Origin of the sequence: Gordonia sp. CNJ-863 (assembly GCF_001942325.1) — a bacterium.
GTDB classification, from domain to species: Bacteria; Actinomycetota; Actinomycetes; order Mycobacteriales; family Mycobacteriaceae; genus Gordonia; species Gordonia alkanivorans.
In genome coordinates, this window is record NZ_MKKG01000006.1 from 94,983 (window position 1) to 113,443 (window position 18,461).

Sequence of the window (18,461 nt, forward strand, 5' to 3'; positions counted from 1 at the left end):
ACCTTCGGTCGACGGTGTAGATCCTGACCTTCGGTCGGTGGAGTAGGTGTGACGGCCGATCAGAGCTCGACGTCGACGTCTCCCTCGGCGGTGTTCACGCAGATGCGGATGCTCGATCCCTCCGGCGAACTGACCTCGCCGGTCCGCAGGTCCCGGATGCTCCCCTGCTTGAGAACCCCGGTGCAGGTGTGGCAGATACCGATCCGGCAGCCGAATTTCAGCTGCATACCGTTCTCCTCGCCTGCGACGAGGATCGGTTGGCCCGGCTCGCAGGTCACCTCGGTGTCACTGCGCGTGAACCGGACGGTGCCCCCCTCACCCTCACCGGCATTCCCGCCGATGATCGGCTGGAAACGTTCGAGATGGATCCGGTCGCCGACACCCTCGGACTCGAAATGCTCGACGAGGCTGTCGAGAAGCTCACGCGGTCCGGAACACATGGCCTGCCGTTCACGCCAGTCCGGACAGAGTTCGTCGAGGTCGGCCGCCTTGATCCGGCCGTCCCGGCTCGTGATGCGCAGCGTCAGGTCGAATCCGTCGTGCCGCTCGTCCATCGACTCGAGATCGGATCTGAACATCACCTGTTCGTCACTGTGCGCCGAGTGGATGGCGACCACATCGTCGACCCGATCGCGGTGGTCGAGGTCGCGGAGCATGCTCATGATCGGGGTGATCCCGCTGCCCGCACTGATGAACAGCATCTTCTCCGGCAACGGATCGGGGAGCGTGAAGACGCCCTCGATCTCACCGAGCCGCACGATCTCCCCCGGGCGCACGCGGTGGACGAGATAGGGCGAGACCGTCCCCTCCTCCACCAGCTTCGGCGTCACGCTGATCAGACCGTCACGCGGATGCGGATCGGAGGTCAGCGAGTAAGCGCGCCAATGGAACACGCCGTCGATGACCACGCCGAGACGGACATACTGCCCCGGTTGGTGACCAGGCCACTCGTAGCCCGGTTTGATCCACACCGTGGCCGCATCCGCGCCCTCGGGACGTACCTCGACGACCCGTCCGCGCAGCTCCTGCGTGGTCCAGAGCGGATTGATCAGCTCCAGGTAGTCGTCGGGGTGCAGAGGATTGAACAGGTGTCGGATCGCGCCGAGAAAACCTCGACGCAGCGGGGAGACCTTGGGTGCTGCGCCGCGCTCAGCCACGGAACAGCCTTTGTCGCAATTCGATTCGTGTCACGAGACCTCGCAATGGGTCGTCGGTTGCCTCTTGGTGCCCACGAGCTGCTTCATGGGTACCCTCCGAGCGATCTGAGTCTGACCCTACGACCTCTGGCGCCGCAGGGTGAGTCACTCGATCAGATCGGTTCACAACGGCCGTATTACCACCGGAAAGCCGCTTCAAACCCAGGTCGGGGCATCAATCCGGCCACGTTCTCCGGCAAGTGGGATCTATCGGGCGACGGACGAGTCGATGCACCTGCAGATCGCGACCGCCACGTCGTCGGGCCGGGATTCCGGGAGCCAATGGTCGGCACCCGGCAGGACGACGAAGTCGTAGGGAGCGTCGACCCACCCCGAGGTCAGTTGCGCACCGACCCTGCCGAGGGCGATGTCGCGGTCTCCCCAGAGATATGACGTGGGCACCTTCACCTGGGCCGGCACCGACCGCTTGTCGGGGATGGGCATCGCGCGGTACCAGCCGAGCGCTCCGGGCAACGCACCGTACTCGGCGATGTCGGGAACCACGCGGGAGGCGAACGGCTCCGGGAGCCCCATCCGCACACCGAAATCCGGTCGCGTCGTCATCAACCGCCCGAGTAGCTTCTCGGGCAGCACCGGGATCTGGAACGCCAGCATGTACCACGACCGGAGGAACTGTCCGCGGGGCATCGCCTGCAGGAACGCACCCGGATGTGGAACCGACAGTGCGGTCAGCGTACGCACCCGATCAGGGTGATGGGCCGCGAGCGTCCACGCCACCGCCGCACCCCAGTCGTGGCCGACGATGTGCGCATCGTCGAGGCCCGCGGCGTCGAGCAGCGCGAGCACGTCCGCCACCAGCTCGCCCTGGACGTAGTCCCGGCGCCGGGTGGGTCGCGCCCCGGGCGAGTAGCCGCGCTGATCCGGGGCGATCGTACGGAAACCCTTGTCGTGCAACAGCGGAGCGACGAGATCCCACGAGCTCGCCCGCTGCGGGAAACCGTGCAGCAACACGATCGGTTCCCCGTCGGGCGGGCCGGCGTCGACGACGTCGAAGGTGTGCCGACCGCGCCGGAACGTCGTCAACCTGTCGGTGGTCCGACCGCCCATTCCGTGACCTCGCGCCACTCTCAGTCCTCCCAGCGCACCCGCAGGATGCGGTCGGAACCGTCGCCGTCGCTCGTGGTCAGCACCAGTGACCCGTCGGGTGCCACGGCAGCACTCCGCAGACGGCCGTGCTTCTGCTCGAGGGCCTCGGTCTTCGACACCACCCGGCGTCCGTCGTCGGAGAGCTTCAGGAAGACCAGTCGCTTCCCCTTCAGCGCGGTGAGCACGAGTCCTCCGCTGTACGGTCCCCAGCCGGTGTCGGGCAGGAAGGCGATGCCCGGCGTCGCGATCGTCGAGTTCCCCGACGACCACACCGGCCCGACAGCGCCGGGGACCCGGCCGGTGTCGGTCATCGGCACGGACTCGTCGTAGATCAATGGGGTGCGGTCGGGTTTGTAGCCGTAGTTGCCGCCGGCGACGATCAGGTTCAGCTCGTCGTCGCGCCTCGTCCCCTGCTCGACCGCGTAGACGCGACCGCTGCCGGGGGCCACTGCGACGCCCTGGACGTTCCGGTGGCCGAGGCTGTACACCGGGCTGCGCGGGTCCGGATTGCCCGGTGCCGGTGTGCCATCGAGGTTGATGTGCAAGACCTTGCCGCCCAGCGACTTCCGGTCCTGGGCGAACGACGGGGTGCCGGTGTCGCCGGTGCCGACCCAGATGCTGTCGGCGGCGGCGGCGAGTCCGCAGCCGGCGCGACTGCCGGAGGAGTTCACCGGGATGTTGCCGAGAAGCGTCCGTTCCCGAGTCATCCGCGTCCAATCCGCGCTGACCCGCCACGACACCACCTTGGTGGTCTGGCCGGTCTGCGGCGCCGGAATGGGTGCGCCGGCCAGCGGCTCGGGGACGGTGAATGCGCCGGGCACGGTGTACTCCGCCTGACATGAGTACACCCGCCGGTTCTCGGAGAAGCGCGGATCGATGGCGAGTCCCATCAGCCCAGCCTCGTGGACCGCGAAGATCTTCGACAGGTCGGCCCGGACGTCGACGCGCTTCCCGCCTGGGCGCACGGCGACGAATCTCCCCGCACGCTCACCGGTCAGAATCGTCCTGTCGGGTGCCACGACGACGCCCCAGGGAATCGTCCGCCCGGCGGTGACCGTCGAGACCTGCAGCGGCGCCTGGGCGTGCGCCGCCGGGGCCGCGACGAGCATCCCGGCGATCGCGGCCGCCGACGCGGTGATCGTCGTGAGCCCGCGGGCCGCCGAGCGGATGAGTGTCCTGCGTTCACGACGTGTCGGGGTCACAGGGCTCACCGTAACCACGACCCGGCGGCGGGCCGTGGCGAAACGGCGAGATCGAGACCTAGCGGCCGGGTAGGTACTTCAGGGCGCGGACCGCGGCCGGTGTGATCGCCCGGTAGATGTTCCTGGGGACAAACGGGGCGCGGTCGATCCCGATGAAGCGCTGCTCGGCGATCGTCTGTGCCTCGGTGTATTTGAGCAGACCCTCTTCGCCGTGGCGTCGGCCCACACCGGAGATGCCCATGCCGCCCATCGGTGCGGCGGTCGACGCCCACGCAGCGGCGTACCCCTCGTTGATGTTCACGGTGCCGGCCCGCAGGCGTTCGGCGACGGCCTGCGCCTCGGCGCTGCTGCCCGCGAAAACGCTTGCATTGAGCCCGTATTCGGTGTCGTTGGCGAGCTTGATGGCCTCGTCCGTCGAGTCGACCGGGTAGATCGAGACGACCGGCCCGAAGGTCTCGTTGCCGTAGCAGACCATGTCGTCGGTGACGTCCGTCAGCACTGTCGGCTCGAAGAAGAACGGGCCCAGGTCGGGACGGCGCTTGCCGCCGGCGAGGACCTTGGCGCCCTTGGCGACCGCGTCCTGGACATGCGCCTCCGCGGTGTCGATCTGTGCGGCCGAGGCCAGCGAACCCATGTCGGCGGTGAAATCGTAAGCGCCCGAGAGCTTCATCATCGAGACAAATGCCGCGAACCGCTCGGCGAACTCGTCGGCGATCCGTTTGTCGACGTAGATCCGCTCGATCGAGATGCAGAGCTGACCCGAGTTGGAGAAAGAGGCGCGGGCGGCACCCTGCACGGCGTTGGCGATGTCGGCGTTCGCGGTGATGACCAGGGGGTTCTTGCCGCCCAGCTCGGCCGAGAAACCGATGAGCCGACGCCCCGCCTGCTCGGCGAGGGTGGCACCGGTGGCCGACGACCCGGTGAACATCACGTAGTCGGTCGAGGTCATGATCGCCTGCCCCACGACGCTTCCCGGTCCCGGGACCACTGCGTACAGCTCACGCGGGAGACCTGCCTCGTACAGCAGTTCCGCCAGCGCCAAAGCGCAGTACGGGGTCTGGCTGTCGGGCTTGACGACCACGCCGTTGCCGGCGACGAGTGCCGCGACGGCGTCCGAGACGGCGAGCGTCAGCGGGTAGTTCCACGGGCTGATCACGCCGATGACGCCCTTGGGCAGGTGACGCACCCGGACGCTGGTCGCGCCGGGCAGCATGCCCTTGACCTTTCGGTCGGCGAGCAGCTTGGGTCCGGCGGTCGCATAGTGACGCGCGGTGATCGCGACGTCGATCACTTCCTCCTGCGCGTAGATCCGGGCCTTGCCGGTCTCGGCCTGCGCGATGTCCATCAGCGACTCGGCGTTGCGGAAGACGAGGTCGGAGAACTTGTCGATGATCTGGGCGCGTTCGGCCGGGGTCCGGGCCGCCCACCCCTGCTGCGCCTGCCGCGCACGGGCGACCGCGGTCTCCAGGTCTTCGGCCGTCGCGACCGGGATGGTGGCCATCTCGGTGCCGCTGAAGGCCTCGAGCACCGACCGGGTGGGACGGCTCGCGGCGTCGTCGATCGCGACGAGGGCCCCGAGACGGGCGAAATATTCGGCGGTGGGCTTCGGCATTTCGGGTCTCCTCAGTGCAGGCTCGGGTCGTTACGATGGACGGTCGCGGACCGGCGCGATCAGCTCTCGGGACCGACGAGCACGATGCCGTCGTCGTCGGAGTAGACGATGTCGCCCGGGTTGAAGGTCTCGCCACCGATCGACAGCGGCACATCACGGTCGCCGGCGCCGGTCTTGGTGGACTTGCGGGGGTTGGTGCCCAGCGCCTTGACGCCGATCGCCATCCCGCCGATGGTCTTGGCGTCGCGGATGGCGCCGTTCACGATGATCCCCACCCAGCCGTTGGATCGGCCGAGTTCGGCGATGATGTCGCCGACCAGCGCGGTGTGCACCGACGCGTCGCCGTCGATGACCAGCACGCCGCCCGGGTTGGACTCGCTCAGGATGGACTTGAGCAGGGCATTGTCCTGGAAGCACTTGACGGTGGTGACGCGTCCGACGAACTCGCGGTTCCCGCCGTACTGCGTGAACTGGGTGTCGCAACTACGGACGTCGGCCCCGATCTCGTCGACGAGATCAGCCGTCGGGGTGAAGGTCAGCTCGCTCATGCCGACCAGTTTAGGTGTTACCGCAAGTTCCGGGTTACTCCCGGGTAGGTTCGGGTAGCCGTTCTCCCCCGAGACCGTCGATGATCTCCGCGACCTCGTCCGGGCGCTCCGAGACCAGGAAGTGCTTGGCCCGCGGCAGGACGACGACCTCATCGGCGCCGAGGATGTCCGAATAGCGCCGCTGCTTCCACTCCCATAACACCCGCCAGCCGCGCAGCGTCGACGAGGCGACCACGACGACGACGGGCACGCGGGGCATCGGGGCGGTTCGACGCAGGCCGCGCAGAGTCTTGTTCATCGAACCGAAGGCGGCGTTCTCGACGAGCATGGCCAGCAGGAACGGCGGCTGCCCGAAGATCCGGGCTCCCCAACGTCGTTGTTGTTCACCGCGACCCTCGGGAGGCGCCGGCACGACCCGCTTCCACACCTGCAGGCTCGGCCAGCGCTGGATACCGACGCGACTCGTCACCGCACGCGCCGCCCCCATCAGCCGGTGTGCGTTCCCGACCCGGAACGACAACGGCACCAGGCGCCACGGCACGAGCACATAGGAGCCGTCGAGCACGACCACGCCCGCAGTCCGGCCGGGATTCTGCCGGGCGAAGGCCTCCACATACAGCGATGCCAGCGAATGACCCACCACGACAACGGGTTCGGTCACACCGCGGGCATCGAGTACCGCGACCATCCGGTCGACCTCGCCGAGGAGGGTCGGAAGATGTTGCCGCCCGACCGGGCTCGACAACCCGTAACCCGGGCGGTCGTAGCGGATCACCCGCCACGACGCCGAGAGCCGGGCCACCAGCGGGTCGAGGTCGAACCAGTTGCTGCCCAGCGCCGCCATCAGAAGCAGCGGCGGCCCCGACCCCTCGTCGAGCACGTGCAGCCGATGATCCCCGACAGTGACGAACGTGCCCGGCGCTGCGGGTTCGTCACCGTCGGTGGGAGCCATGCGTCAGGCGTCCTGCGGTTTGGCCAGCGGGAAGGCCAGCGATTCGCGGATCGACTGACCGGTGATCAGCATGACCACGCGGTCGACGCCCACGCCCAGACCACCCGTGGGTGGCATCGCGTACTCGAGTGCCTGCAAGAAGTCCTCGTCGAGCTCCATCGCCTCCGGGTCGCCGCCGGCGGCCAGGATCGACTGCTCGGTGAGACGCTTGCGCTGTTCGACCGGATCGGTCAGCTCGGTGTAGGCGGTGCCGAGCTCCACACCCCACGCCACCAGGTCCCAGCGCTCGGCGACGCCGGGCTTGCTGCGGTGCGCGCGCGTCAGCGGCGACGTCGACGTCGGGAAGTCGGTGTAGAAGGTCGGGAACGTCGTGCGGTCCTCGCCGAGGTGTTCGTAGAGTTCCAGCACGATCTGTCCGGCATCCCAGTCCGGGCGGTAGTTGATCTCGAGACGGTCGCACACTGCGCGGAGTTGTTCGACCGAGGTCTCCGCGGTGATCTCTTCTCCCGCACCTTCGGACACCACCTCGTGGACGGTCTTCACCGGCCACTCCCCCGAGATGTCCACGCGCTCTTCGTTTCCGTCGGCGTCGGTACGGATGATGACCGGCTCACCGTAGGCCGCCGTCGCCGCGTGCTGGATCATCTCGCGGGTGAGGTCCAGCATCTTCAGGTAATCGCTGTGCGCCTCATAGGCTTCCAGGCTCGTGAACTCCGGGTTGTGACTGAAGTCGACGCCCTCGTTGCGGAAGTTGCGTCCGATCTCGAACACCTTCTCCACGCCGCCGACGCAGAGGCGCTTCAGGTAGAGCTCCGGTGCGATCCGTAGGTAGAGGTCGAGGTTGTAGGCGTTGATGTGCGTCTGGAACGGTGTCGCGTTGCTCCGCCGTGAATCTGCTGCAGGATCGGCGTCTCGACCTCGAGGAAGCCGCGCGCGGCGAGGAAGTCGCGCAACGACTTCACCACCAGGCTGCGGATCGCGAGGTTCTTCCGGCTCTCCCCGTTGATCGCGAGGTCTACGTAGCGCTGGCGCACACGGGCCTCGGGATCGGTGAGGCCCGCCCACTTGCCCGGAAGGGGGCGCAGGCACTTGCCGTTGATCCGCCAGGCGTCGATCAGGATCGACAGTTCACCCTTGCGGCTGGTGCCGACGACACCACGCGCCTGGATGAGGTCGCCGAGATCGACGTCGGTGCCGAAGTCGGGAGTGCCCGGGATGACCCGCGACTCCTCGACGAGGATCTGCACCTCACCGGACCAGTCGTGCATGTCGGCGAACACCACCTTGCCGAAGTCGCGCAGACGCGTGACGCGGCCGGCGATGGTGACGACGGTGCCCTCGGGTTCCGTCCGCGCCTGCGCGATGGTGTGGGTGGGCTGGTCGGCGGGCGGATACGGATCGAAACCACGCTCGACGAGCCGGTCCATCTTGTCGAGGCGGACCCTCACCTGCTCGGGCCGGTGCACGATCGAGCCCTCGGGAGTTGCTGCCTCGGCTTCCAGTTCGGCGATCAGCGCAGGCGCGTCGACGCCGGCCGGGATCGACGGCCGGCCCTCGGAGAAGTGCTTGTCCCGACCGAACTTGGGCAGGGTGATGAAACCCTCGGTGACGATCGCGGCCATCCCCACGCGGGGCAGGATTCGGCTGTCCTCGAAGCACAGGTAACGCGACTGCCAGTCCGGCAGGTACTTGGCGTTGGACTTGTACAGCGACTCCATCTGGAAGAACCGGGAGCCGAACATCAAGACGGAGTAGCCGGCACGCATGACCGGGCCGGCACCGATCTGCGGGCCCTGCTCGAAGAACGCGCGGAAAGCCGCGAAGTTGAGCGAGACCTCGGTGATGCCGAACTGCTCGGAGTTGCGGCACAGTTCGGCGACCATCGTCTCGACCACACCATTCGGTCCGCTGCGGTCACGACGCATGAGGTCCAGTGAGACAGCGCGTTTGCCCCACGGCACGAACGAGAGCATGCCGACGACCTTCTCGTCGGGAGCGCCCTCGTCGATGACCGCCTCGACCAGCAGGCAGTCGTTGTCGGACCGATCGCCGACGCGCGACAGGGCCATCGCGAAGCCGCGTTCCTCGTCGGTGTCCCGCCACTCGTCGGCGCGGGCGACGACCTGGGCCATCTCGGCGTCGTCGATGTCGAACCACCGGCGGATGCGCACCGTGACACCCGCGCGCCGGGTGCGGGTGACGGCCTGGCGGACGGCCTTCATCGCCGGCCCGCTCAGGCTGAACTCACGCGTGTGGAGGATGGCCTCGTCGCCGATGTTCAAGGACACGAACCCGGCCGCGTCGTAGGCCGCGGCGCCGCGCGCGCTCGACCCGATCGACGCCGGGTGCCAGCCGTACTTCTCACAGAGGGTGAGGAATTCGGCGATGGCGTCGGGCCACGACTCCGGATCGCCGATCGGGTCGCCGCCGGCCATGCCGACGCCGACTTCCACCCGGTAGGTGATGGCGGCGCGGCCGTCGGGCGAGAACACGACCGCCTTGTCGCGGCGCGTGGAGAAGTAGGCCAACGAATCGTCGTCGTTGAATCGGGTGATGAGTGCGCGGATCAGCGACTCGTCCTCCGCGGTGATCAGCCAGCGCAGTCGCTGCGACCGGAACAGCACAACGGCCGCAGCGATCAGCGCCAACGCACCGAACAGACCGAGCAGACCGTTGACGAAGACATGCGCGTGGCGCCCGTCGAAGGAGGCGTCCTGATCGATCGCGCCGAAGGCGACCACGCGGTTGAACGCGTACGGCAACCGATCTGCCCGGGTGAGCGTGTGGGGGAAGGCCCAGACCAGTGCCCAGCCGAGTAGCGTCGCGATACCGAGACCGACGACGAGGGTGGCGATCGACGCCGGGATCGCACCGCGTCGGACCCGGGTGTGGAACTGCCGGTAGGTGGCCAGCAGGAAGATCAGCGCGCCGAGGTCGATGACCAGGCCGATGTAGATGTTGGTGCGGTCCCAGGCCGTGACGTCGAGATCGTCCTCGAGCGAGGGGATCAGGTACAGCACATTGCCGACCATGAACAGCACGAGGTAGATCACGCCGATCCACCAGGCGATCCGCTTGCGCGCCGACAGCGCGACGGCGATCAGCGCCAGGACGAACGCCCACGCGAAGCTCGTGTCGGGCAGGGTGATGATGTAGTCGTCGACGTAGCGTCTCGGGTCGTGGATCAGTCGCCGGAACGCCGGGATGAGGCTGGACAGCAACGCGATCGTCGCCAGGACGCCGACGACCGTTCCCGCGATGTGCGGCGCGTTACGGCCGAATCCGGTAGGGCGCCTGATCTTGTCGAGAAGGACGAGCGAGCGTCGGTCAGCCGCGGTGGGGGTCCGCCGGGGCGCCTCGGGATGTTCGTCGGGGCTGGACGGGTCGACCGGCGCAAGCGGGGTGTCGGTGGCCATGCGTCGACGGTAGTCGTCCGCGGTGGCGCGCTCGGACACTCCACGCTGATTCGATCATTCGGCGGCACATATCTGCATCGGGACAACGATGCGGTCGTGCCGGTGTGGCCGGTTCCGCGGACACGGGGCATGATCTCAGACTGTGTACGACGTGACGATCCGCGACGACTCCATCCGGCTGGGCCAGTTCTTGAAACTGGCCAACCTCATCGAATCCGGCGCCGAGGCCAAAGAGGTCATCGCCGACGGTCTGGTGACCGTCAACGGTGAGGTCGAGACCAGACGCGGTCGTCAGCTCACCCTCGGCGACGTGGTCGAGGTGGGCGGGATGAGTGTGCGGGTCGCCCGCGAAGAGGTGTGAGAATCCCCCGTTACCGAAACCCCCGGTGCCGATCCTCCCGGATCAGGAACTCACGCCGAAACGCCTGAGCTCGGCCGGCGTGATGAGGCGTTCCGCTTCGGCGGGAAAGGTCGACGTATGGACTCGGCGGCCGCCGAGTCGCCCCCCGGTGAGCGAATTGAGCAATGAGCCCCGGCGGGGCGATTGAAAGGTGTCAGCCAACTTCATGACCAATCACTTCCTGGTGCATTCACTTCGTTACAACGGACTCTGACTTTGATCTACTGTAGCGACAGTACTCATCTCTGTCTCCCGGGTTTTCCGTGGTTTGCACCACTCACCCCGAGCCCCGTCGACATGTGAGATTGCACGTCCCCGGTGTCCCGGAACCGTGACCGTCGTACCTGTCGACTAGATCGATCATGACACGCCGAGCGTTACGTCCCGGGTAGCGACGCGGCATCTACCAGCACCAATGCTACGCAGCGAACGCGGCGGCGTATGCCATCCACTCGGACCAATTCATCCTGGGGTTCTATCGCTCGAACCCGCAGCGCATGCGCGGTTCAAGCTGAGGAACGACCGGCTCAGGCCAGTCCGGCGAGGAAACGGTTGGCCCAGGTGACCGCGCTGACACCGGGCCTGACCTGGAAGTCGCCGTAGGTGCCGTGCGATCCCGACTGCAAGAACTTGTTGAACGAGATGATCTGGTCGCGCGCACGCTTGTTGCCGAGTTCCTGGACGATCGCGCCGGGCCCACCGAGGGTGAGCAGCTCACGAACGATCACCGCCGCCTCGGCCTGGTACTGGAGGATCTGGCTCGGCGTCGGGTCGCTGGTCTCGGCCAGGTATCCGGCGATGCGGGTGATGTAGAAGTCCCGCGGTGTGTTGCAGTACATGTCCGACGGCTCGCAGAGAGTGAACGCCCGCGGCAGGAGCCAGCCCATGCCGTCGATGCGGGGTCCGCCGCTGCCCTCACCGCGCAGGGCCGGACCGACGACGTTGTCCTTGCGGGATCGTCGGGGATCGGAGATCAGGACGACGCCGGCAACCTGACCCGGGCGGATCAAGGCGCGCCCGGTGCCGATCTCCGACGCGAGGTCACCCGCGGCGTCGGCGCCCTGGCTGTACCCGACGAGAGCGATCCGGGTGCCCGGGCACCGCGCCAGCATCTGCAGGGCGAGGCCGCGGGTGTTGGCGACGGCCTGGGCCTTCGACTTCCCGTAGATCGCCTTCTCCCACGGGAACGCGGTCGCGTCGTAACCGACGTACGGGACCTTGGTCTCCGGCCCCAGCCCGGAGGTGACCGCACCCAGGACACCCGGGCTCACGCCGTTGGACCAGGTTCCCGGAACGGCGAGGACGTCGATCTTCGGGCAACCGGCCGGTGCCGCGTCCGCACGCGGCGTGCTCAACCCGAACCCTCCCAATACGGCACACAGCAGAGTGCACATGATGGCGAGGATTCGACGCATGGGCTGCCCCTTCGACGGATGGATCGCGATAGGCCGAGTGTATGGCCACACCCCCCGGGTGTGTAGCCGAGAAAACGAAACTCCCGCCCACCTTCTCGGTGGGCGGGAGTTCTCGTTCGTGGTGGCCGGCAGGTCAGCGCTGCGCGACCTGGGTCGGCACGATCGGGGCCGGCAGATCCGACGCACCGGTGAGGTACTCGTCGGCGGCCGCGGCAGCCGAACGACCCTCGGCGATCGCCCAGACGATCAGCGACTGGCCACGGCCGGCGTCACCGGCGACGAACACGCCCGGCTGGCCGACAGCAGCGAAGCTGTTGTCGCGCTTGACGTTGCCGCGGGCGTCGTACTCGACACCCATCTTGTCGAGGAGATCCTCGCGCTCCGGGCCGACGAAGCCCATCGCCAGCAGGACCAGATCGGCCTCGAGCTCGAAGTCCGAGCCCTCGACCTTCTCGAAGCGTCCGTCACGCATGACCACCTCGTGGGCGCGGAGCCCGGTGACCTTGCCGTTCTCGCCGATGAACTCCTCGGTGTTGACCGAGAAGACGCGCTCGCCGCCCTCTTCGTGGGCCGACGACACGCGGTACATCAGCGGGTAGGTCGGCCACGGGGTCGACTCGGCGCGTTCGATCGGCGGCTTCGGCATGATCTCGAACTGGTGGACGATCTCGGCGCCCTGGCGCAGCGAGGTACCCAGGCAGTCGGCGCCGGTGTCGCCACCGCCGATGATGATGACCTTCTTGCCCTTGGCCGTGATCTGACCCTCGATGGTGTCGCCGAGCTGAACCCGGTTGGCCTGCGGCAGGAACTCCATTGCCTGGTGGATGCCGTCGAGCTCGCGGCCCGGGATCGGCAGGTCGCGGCCGATGGTCGAACCGTTGGCGAGGATGACCGCGTCGAAGTCGGCCCGCAGCTGCTCGACGGTGACGTCGACACCCACGTTGACGCCGGTGCGGAAGACGGTGCCCTCGGCCTCCATCTGCGCCAGTCGGCGGTCGATGTGGCGCTTCTCCATCTTGAACTCGGGGATGCCGTAGCGCAGCAGGCGCCGATGCGGTCGGCCCGCTCGAACAGCGTCACGTCGTGTCCGGCACGCGTGAGCTGCTGTGCGGCAGCGAGTCCGGCGGGACCCGAACCGACGACGGCCACCGACTTGCCGGTCTTCTTCGACGGCAGGACCGGGGTGACCCAGCCGTTGTCGAAGGCGTTGTCGATGATCTCGACCTCGACCTGCTTGATGGTCACCGGCGGCTGGTTGATGCCGAGCACGCACGACGCCTCACAGGGTGCCGGGCACAGGCGACCGGTGAACTCCGGGAAGTTGTTGGTCGCGTGCAGACGCTCGATACCGTCGCGCCACTGGTCCTTGTAGACCAGGTCGTTCCATTCGGGGATCAGGTTGCCGAGCGGGCAGCCGTTGTGGCAGAACGGGATACCGCAGTCCATGCAACGGCTCGCCTGCGTCTTCAGGTGATCCTTGTCGAAGTCGGTGTAGACCTCATTCCAGTCGAGCAGTCGCAGCTCGACCGGACGACGGTCGGGCAGCTCCCGCTCGGGGTGCTTGAGGAATCCTCTGGGGTCAGCCACGTGCGGCCTCCATGATCGCTTCGTTCACGTCTCGCCCGGTCTTCTCCGCTTCGGAGATGGCCAACAGCACGCGCTTGTAGTCCCGCGGCATGACCTTGGCGAACTTGGTCTGGGCAGTGTCCCAATCGGCGAGCAGCGCTGCGGCGACCGGGGATTCGGTCTCGGCACGGTGTTCGTCGATGATGGCGGCGAGGAACTCGATGTCCTCGTCCTCGAGGGGCTCGAGGTCGACGAGCTCGGTGTTGAGGTTGTCGGCCAGCTTGGCGTCCGGGTCGTAGACGAACGCCATACCGCCCGACATGCCCGCCGCGAAGTTGCGCCCGGTCTCGCCGAGCACCACGACGCGTCCACCGGTCATGTACTCACAACCGTGGTCGCCCACACCCTCGACGACCGCCGTCGCACCCGAGTTACGGACGCAGAAGCGTTCGCCGACGATGCCGCGCAGGAAGATCTTGCCCGCGGTGGCACCGAAGCCGATCACGTTGCCGGCGATGATGTTGTCCTCGGCGACGAAGTCGGCCGGCGCGTTGCGCGCCGGACGGACCACCAGGCGACCGCCCGAGAGGCCCTTGCCGACGAAGTCGTTGGCGTCGCCCTCGAGGCGCAGGGTGATGCCCTTGGGGACGAATGCACCGAAGCTGTTGCCCGCCGATCCGGTGAAGTCGACGATGATCGTGCCGTCCGGCAGACCTTGTGCGCCATAGGTCTTGGTGACCTCGTGACCCAGCATGGTGCCGACGGTGCGATTCACGTTGGTGATCTTCGACGTGAACGACACCCGGGTGCCGTGGTCGATCGCGTCGCGGCTCTGTGCGATGAGCTGCTGGTCGAGCGCCTTCTCGAGCGCATGGTCCTGCACGCCCGAGCAGTACAGGTCCTGGTTCATGAACGGCGATTCCGGCATGGTCAGGATCGACGTCAGGTCGAGCTTGCCTGCCTTCTCCGACTTCCAGTGCGCCAGCGCCTTGGTGGTGTCGAGAGCCTCGACGTGACCCACGGCCTCCTGGAGCGTACGGAAACCGAGGCGTGCCAGCAGTTCCCGGACCTCTTCGGCGATGAACAGGAAGAAGTTCTCGACGAACTCCGGCTTGCCGGCGAAACGCTCACGCAGAAGCGGGTTCTGGGTGGCGATGCCCACCGGACAGGTGTCGAGGTGGCAGACGCGCATCATGACGCAGCCCGAGACGACGAGCGGCGCGGTCGCGAAACCGAACTCCTCACCACCGAGCAGGGCGGCGATCACGACGTCACGGCCGGTCTTCATCTGACCGTCGACCTGGACCACGATGCGATCGCGAAGACCGTTGAGCAGCAGCGTCTGCTGGGTCTCGGCGAGGCCGATCTCCCACGGCGCACCGGCGTGCTTGAGCGACGTCAGCGGCGACGCACCGGTACCACCGTCGTGACCCGAGATGAGCACGACGTCAGCGTGTGCCTTCGACACACCGGCGGCGACGGTGCCCACGCCGACCTCGCTGACGAGCTTCACGTGGATGCGCGCCTTGGGGTTCGCGTTCTTCAGGTCGTGGATCAGCTGGGCGAGATCCTCGATCGAGTAGATGTCGTGGTGCGGCGGCGGCGAGATGAGGCCGACGCCCGGCGTCGAACCGCGGACCTCGGCGACCCACGGGTACACCTTGTGCGGCGGGAGCTGGCCGCCCTCACCGGGCTTGGCGCCCTGCGCCATCTTGATCTGGATGTCGGTGCAGTTCGACAGGTAGTGCGAGGTGACACCGAAACGTCCCGACGCGACCTGCTTGATCGCGCTGCGCCGCCAGTCGCCGTTCTCGTCGTGGTGGAAACGACGCGGATCCTCGCCGCCCTCACCGGAGTTCGAGCGACCACCGAGACGGTTCATGGCGATGGCCAGCGTCTCGTGGGCCTCGGCGGAGATCGAACCGAAGCTCATCGCGCCGGTGGAGAACCGCTTGACGATCTCGCTGGCCGGCTCGACCTTCTCGATCGGGATCGGGTCGCGGTCACCGAAGTTGAAGTCGAAGAGGCCGCGCAGCGTACCGAGACGGGTCGACTGGTCGTCGACCAACTTCGTGTACTCCTTGAACACCCCGTACTGACCGGTGCGCGTGGAGTGCTGAAGCTTGAACACCGTGTCCGGGTTGAACAGGTGGTACTCACCCTCACGGCGCCACTGGTATTCACCGCCGACCTCCAGCTCGCGGTGTGCGCGCTCCGAGGGCCGGTCGCTGAAGGCCAGTGCATGCCGGGTGGCGACGTCGGCGGCGATCTCGTCGAGACCGATGCCGCCGAGCTGGCTGATCAGGCCGGTGAAGAACTCGTCGACGGTCGCCTGGGAGAGGCCGATGACCTGGAAGAGCTGTGCACCGGTGTACGAGGCGATGGTCGAGATGCCCATCTTGCTCATCACCTTGAGCACACCCTTGCTGGCGGCCTTGATGTAGTTCTTGCGTGCGGTGGCGAAGTCGATGTCGCCGAGCACGCCGCGCTCGACCATGTCCTCGATCGACTCGAAGGCCATGTACGGATTGACCGCGCCGGCGCCGAAGCCGACGAGCGCAGCGATGTGGTGGACCTCGCGGGCGTCGCCGGACTCCACCACCAGGCCCACCCGGGTGCGCTTGCGCTCCCGGACCAGGTGATGGTGCACCGCAGCGGTCAGCAGCAGCGACGGGATCGGTGCGTTGGTCTCGTCCGACTCACGGTCGGAGAGCACCACGATGGACACACCGTCGTCTATCGCGGTGCTCACCTCGGCGCGGATCCGGTCCAGTGCGGCGCGCAGGCCCGCGCCGCCCTCGGCAACCGGGTACAGGCCGTAGATCTGCTTGCTGCGCAGGTCCGGGTAGCGGCCGTCCTCGTCGATCCGAACCAGCTTCGCCAACGTGTCGTTGTCGATGGTCGGTTCGGGGATCTCGATCTTGCGGCAGCTGTTCGGACCCGGATGCAGGAGATCGCCCTCGGAGCCGATCGTGTCGCCGAGGCCGGTCACCACCTCTTCGCGGATGGCGTCCAGCGGCGGGTTGGTGACCTGCGCGAAGAGCTGCTGGAAGTAGTCGAACAGCATGCGCGGACGCTTGGACAGCACAGCGATCGGGGTGTCGGTGCCCATCGAACCGAGCGCCTCGGCGCCGGTCCTGGCCATCGGCGCGACGAGGAGGTCGAGCTCCTCGCTGGTGTAACCGAAGACCTGCTGCCGCAAGGCGACCCGGTCGTGCGGCATGTGCTCATGCGGCAGCGCACGCACGTCGTTGACGTCGACCAGATGCTCGTCGAGCCACTCCTGGTACGGGTGCTCGGCGGCGAGTTCGTCCTTGATCTCCTCGTCGTCGACGATGCGGCCGGCGGCGGTGTCCACGAGGAACATCCGGCCGGGCTCCAGGCGCATCTTCTGCACGACGTCGGCATGGTCGATGTCGAGGACGCCGACCTCGGAGGCCATCACGACGAGATCGTCCTTGGTGACCCAGATGCGGCTGGGACGCAAGCCGTTCCGGTCGAGGACCGCTCCGACGACCGTGCCGTCGGTGAAGCACACCGACGCCGGGCCGTCCCAGGGTTCCATCATGGTGGCGTGATAGCGGTAGAACGCACGGTGCTCGGGCTTCATCGACTCATGACGCTCCCAGGCCTCCGGGATCATCATCAGGACCGCGTGCGGCAGGCTGCGGCCACCGAGGTGCAGGAGTTCGAGTACCTCGTCGAAACGAGCGGTGTCCGAGGCGCCGGGGGTGCAGATCGGGAAGATCTTCGACGCGGCGTCGGCACCGAAGGCCTCGGTGTCGATGAGCGCCTCGCGGGCACGCATCCAGTTCTCGTTGCCCGTGACGGTGTTGATCTCACCGTTGTGGGCGACGCGGCGGAACGGATGCGCGAGCGGCCACGACGGGAAGGTGTTGGTGGAGAAGCGCGAGTGGACGAGGCCCAGCGAGCTCTCGACGCGGGAGTCCTGCAGGTCGACGTAGAACTCCCGCAGCTGCGGGGTCGTCAGCATGCCCTTGTAGACGAAGGTGCGGCCCGACAGGGACGGGAAGTAGACGGTCTCGCGGCCGGGGCCGTCGGCGCCGGCGCCCTTGTTGCCGAGTTCGTACTGGACGCGCTTGCGCACGACGTAGGCGCGGCGCTCGAGCTCCATGCCTTCGGCGCCGCCGATGAAGACCTGACGGAACGTGGGCATCGCGTCCCGGGCGAGCGCACCGAGCGAATTCTCGTTGGTGGGCACCTCGCGCCAGCCGAGCAGGGTCAGACCCTCGGACTCGATGACCTTCTCGACGCCCTCACAGGCGAGTCGCGCGTCCTCAGAGCCCTGCGGGAGGAAGGCGATACCGGTCGCGTAGCTGCCCTCGGCGGGAAGCTCGAAGTCGACCGTCTCCCGCAGGAAGCGGTCGGGAACCTGGATCATGATCCCGGCACCGTCACCGGTGTTCGGTTCGGCACCCGCGGCACCGCGGTGCTCGAGGTTGACCAGGGCCATGATCGCCTTGTCGACGATGTCGCGACTGCGTCGTCCGTGCATGTCCACGACGAACGCCACGCCACACGAATCGTGCTCGTTGCGTGGGTCGTAGAGACCGACCGGTCCCGGAGCCTGCTTCATATTCGCCTCACTTTGCGTGCGAAGGGTGCACGCACTAACCGTCGTCAATGATTGGGGCCTACCCCGCCTGTGTCACCGGCTCCGTTGCCGGCCTGATCGCCTGGTGGACCTCGCTGTGCCCAACAGCTTCGTCGTCTGCCACCCCCAAGGGGCTGACCTGGGGCAGAGCCGACACTCACATGGCGGTGGCCCGTCAGCGCCGTTGCTGACGGAATCCTCCGGGCCGCATCGTCGGGGCCCGAACACCCTGCTCATCTCGGCTTCGCGCAGCACTACAGAGGCGCCCGCGGGCTGCCGTATGAGCATTGTGGGTCATTTTTCCACGTGGGGTGCCCACAATCGAAATCCGGCTACCACAATGGCCGCGACACTGCACGTCAGAGAGAAATCGGGCGTGTACGGACATCACCGACCGGACCGCTTGCGTAACGACACGGGTCCATCACGGCG

The 18,461-nt window shown here is 67.3% G+C and carries 9 protein-coding genes and 2 pseudogenes; 1 reads left to right on the top strand and 10 read right to left on the bottom strand.

Translation table 11 applies throughout. The features are described 5' to 3' along the window. Positions 1 to 59: 59 nt before the first annotated feature. The 7 genes and pseudogenes from BJF87_RS03660 to lysX form a co-directional block, all read right to left on the bottom strand. Positions 60 to 1,157 (bottom strand): ferredoxin reductase, encoded by a 1,098-nt coding sequence (locus tag BJF87_RS03660; protein ID WP_006358868.1) that lies wholly within the window; start codon positions 1,155 to 1,157, stop codon positions 60 to 62. A gap of 246 nt (positions 1,158 to 1,403) precedes the next feature. Further along, positions 1,404 to 2,264, bottom strand: coding sequence for an alpha/beta fold hydrolase (locus BJF87_RS03665; RefSeq protein WP_035754439.1), 861 nt, complete (start codon positions 2,262 to 2,264; stop codon positions 1,404 to 1,406). A 20-nt stretch (positions 2,265 to 2,284) separates the two neighbouring features. Beyond that, positions 2,285 to 3,505, bottom strand: coding sequence for a PQQ-dependent sugar dehydrogenase (locus BJF87_RS03670; protein WP_075862656.1), 1,221 nt, complete (start codon positions 3,503 to 3,505; stop codon positions 2,285 to 2,287). 58 nt (positions 3,506 to 3,563) lie between these two features. Next, positions 3,564 to 5,117: a succinic semialdehyde dehydrogenase gene (locus tag BJF87_RS03675; protein ID WP_035754193.1), complete on the bottom strand. Its 1,554-nt coding sequence runs from the start codon at positions 5,115 to 5,117 to the stop codon at positions 3,564 to 3,566. A gap of 59 nt (positions 5,118 to 5,176) precedes the next feature. Continuing rightward, positions 5,177 to 5,665 (bottom strand): ribonuclease E activity regulator RraA, encoded by a 489-nt coding sequence (gene rraA / locus BJF87_RS03680; protein ID WP_005200809.1) that lies wholly within the window; start codon positions 5,663 to 5,665, stop codon positions 5,177 to 5,179. A 34-nt stretch (positions 5,666 to 5,699) separates the two neighbouring features. Then, complete coding sequence (locus BJF87_RS03685; RefSeq protein WP_006358872.1) at positions 5,700 to 6,617, bottom strand: alpha/beta fold hydrolase; 918 nt, start codon at positions 6,615 to 6,617, stop codon at positions 5,700 to 5,702. Between the two features lie 3 nt (positions 6,618 to 6,620). After that, positions 6,621 to 10,033: pseudogene (gene lysX / locus BJF87_RS03690) on the bottom strand (bifunctional lysylphosphatidylglycerol synthetase/lysine--tRNA ligase LysX). Positions 10,034 to 10,175: 142 nt separating this feature from the next. Between lysX and BJF87_RS03695 the strand changes: the two are divergent. Beyond that, complete coding sequence (locus BJF87_RS03695) at positions 10,176 to 10,394, top strand: RNA-binding S4 domain-containing protein (RefSeq protein WP_035754190.1); 219 nt, start codon at positions 10,176 to 10,178, stop codon at positions 10,392 to 10,394. 566 nt (positions 10,395 to 10,960) lie between these two features. Here the strand turns inward: BJF87_RS03695 and BJF87_RS03700 are convergent. The 3 genes and pseudogenes from BJF87_RS03700 to gltB all read right to left on the bottom strand — a co-directional run bounded on the left by BJF87_RS03700 (position 10,961) and on the right by gltB (position 18,011). After that, entirely contained in the window at positions 10,961 to 11,848 is an 888-nt protein-coding gene (locus tag BJF87_RS03700) for a cutinase family protein (protein WP_075862657.1), read from the bottom strand. 133 nt (positions 11,849 to 11,981) lie between these two features. Further along, positions 11,982 to 13,435, bottom strand: a pseudogene (locus BJF87_RS03705) (glutamate synthase subunit beta). After that, on the bottom strand, positions 13,428 to 18,011 hold the full coding sequence (gene gltB / locus BJF87_RS03710) for a glutamate synthase large subunit (protein WP_035754189.1): 4,584 nt from the start codon (positions 18,009 to 18,011) through the stop codon (positions 13,428 to 13,430). The pseudogene BJF87_RS03705 and the gene gltB overlap by 8 nt, the downstream one beginning before the upstream one ends. Between the last annotated feature and the right edge of the window lie 450 nt (positions 18,012 to 18,461).

Coding starts and splice junctions, on each gene's coding strand:
- BJF87_RS03665 (WP_035754439.1), bottom strand. CDS start 2,264: ATGGGCGGTCGGACCACCGACAGGTTGACGACGTTCCGGCGCGGTCGG.
- BJF87_RS03700 (WP_075862657.1), bottom strand. CDS start 11,848: ATGCGTCGAATCCTCGCCATCATGTGCACTCTGCTGTGTGCCGTATTG.
- BJF87_RS03675 (WP_035754193.1), bottom strand. CDS start 5,117: ATGCCGAAGCCCACCGCCGAATATTTCGCCCGTCTCGGGGCCCTCGTC.
- gltB (WP_035754189.1), bottom strand. CDS start 18,011: ATGAAGCAGGCTCCGGGACCGGTCGGTCTCTACGACCCACGCAACGAG.
- BJF87_RS03685 (WP_006358872.1), bottom strand. CDS start 6,617: ATGGCTCCCACCGACGGTGACGAACCCGCAGCGCCGGGCACGTTCGTC.
- rraA (WP_005200809.1), bottom strand. CDS start 5,665: ATGAGCGAGCTGACCTTCACCCCGACGGCTGATCTCGTCGACGAGATC.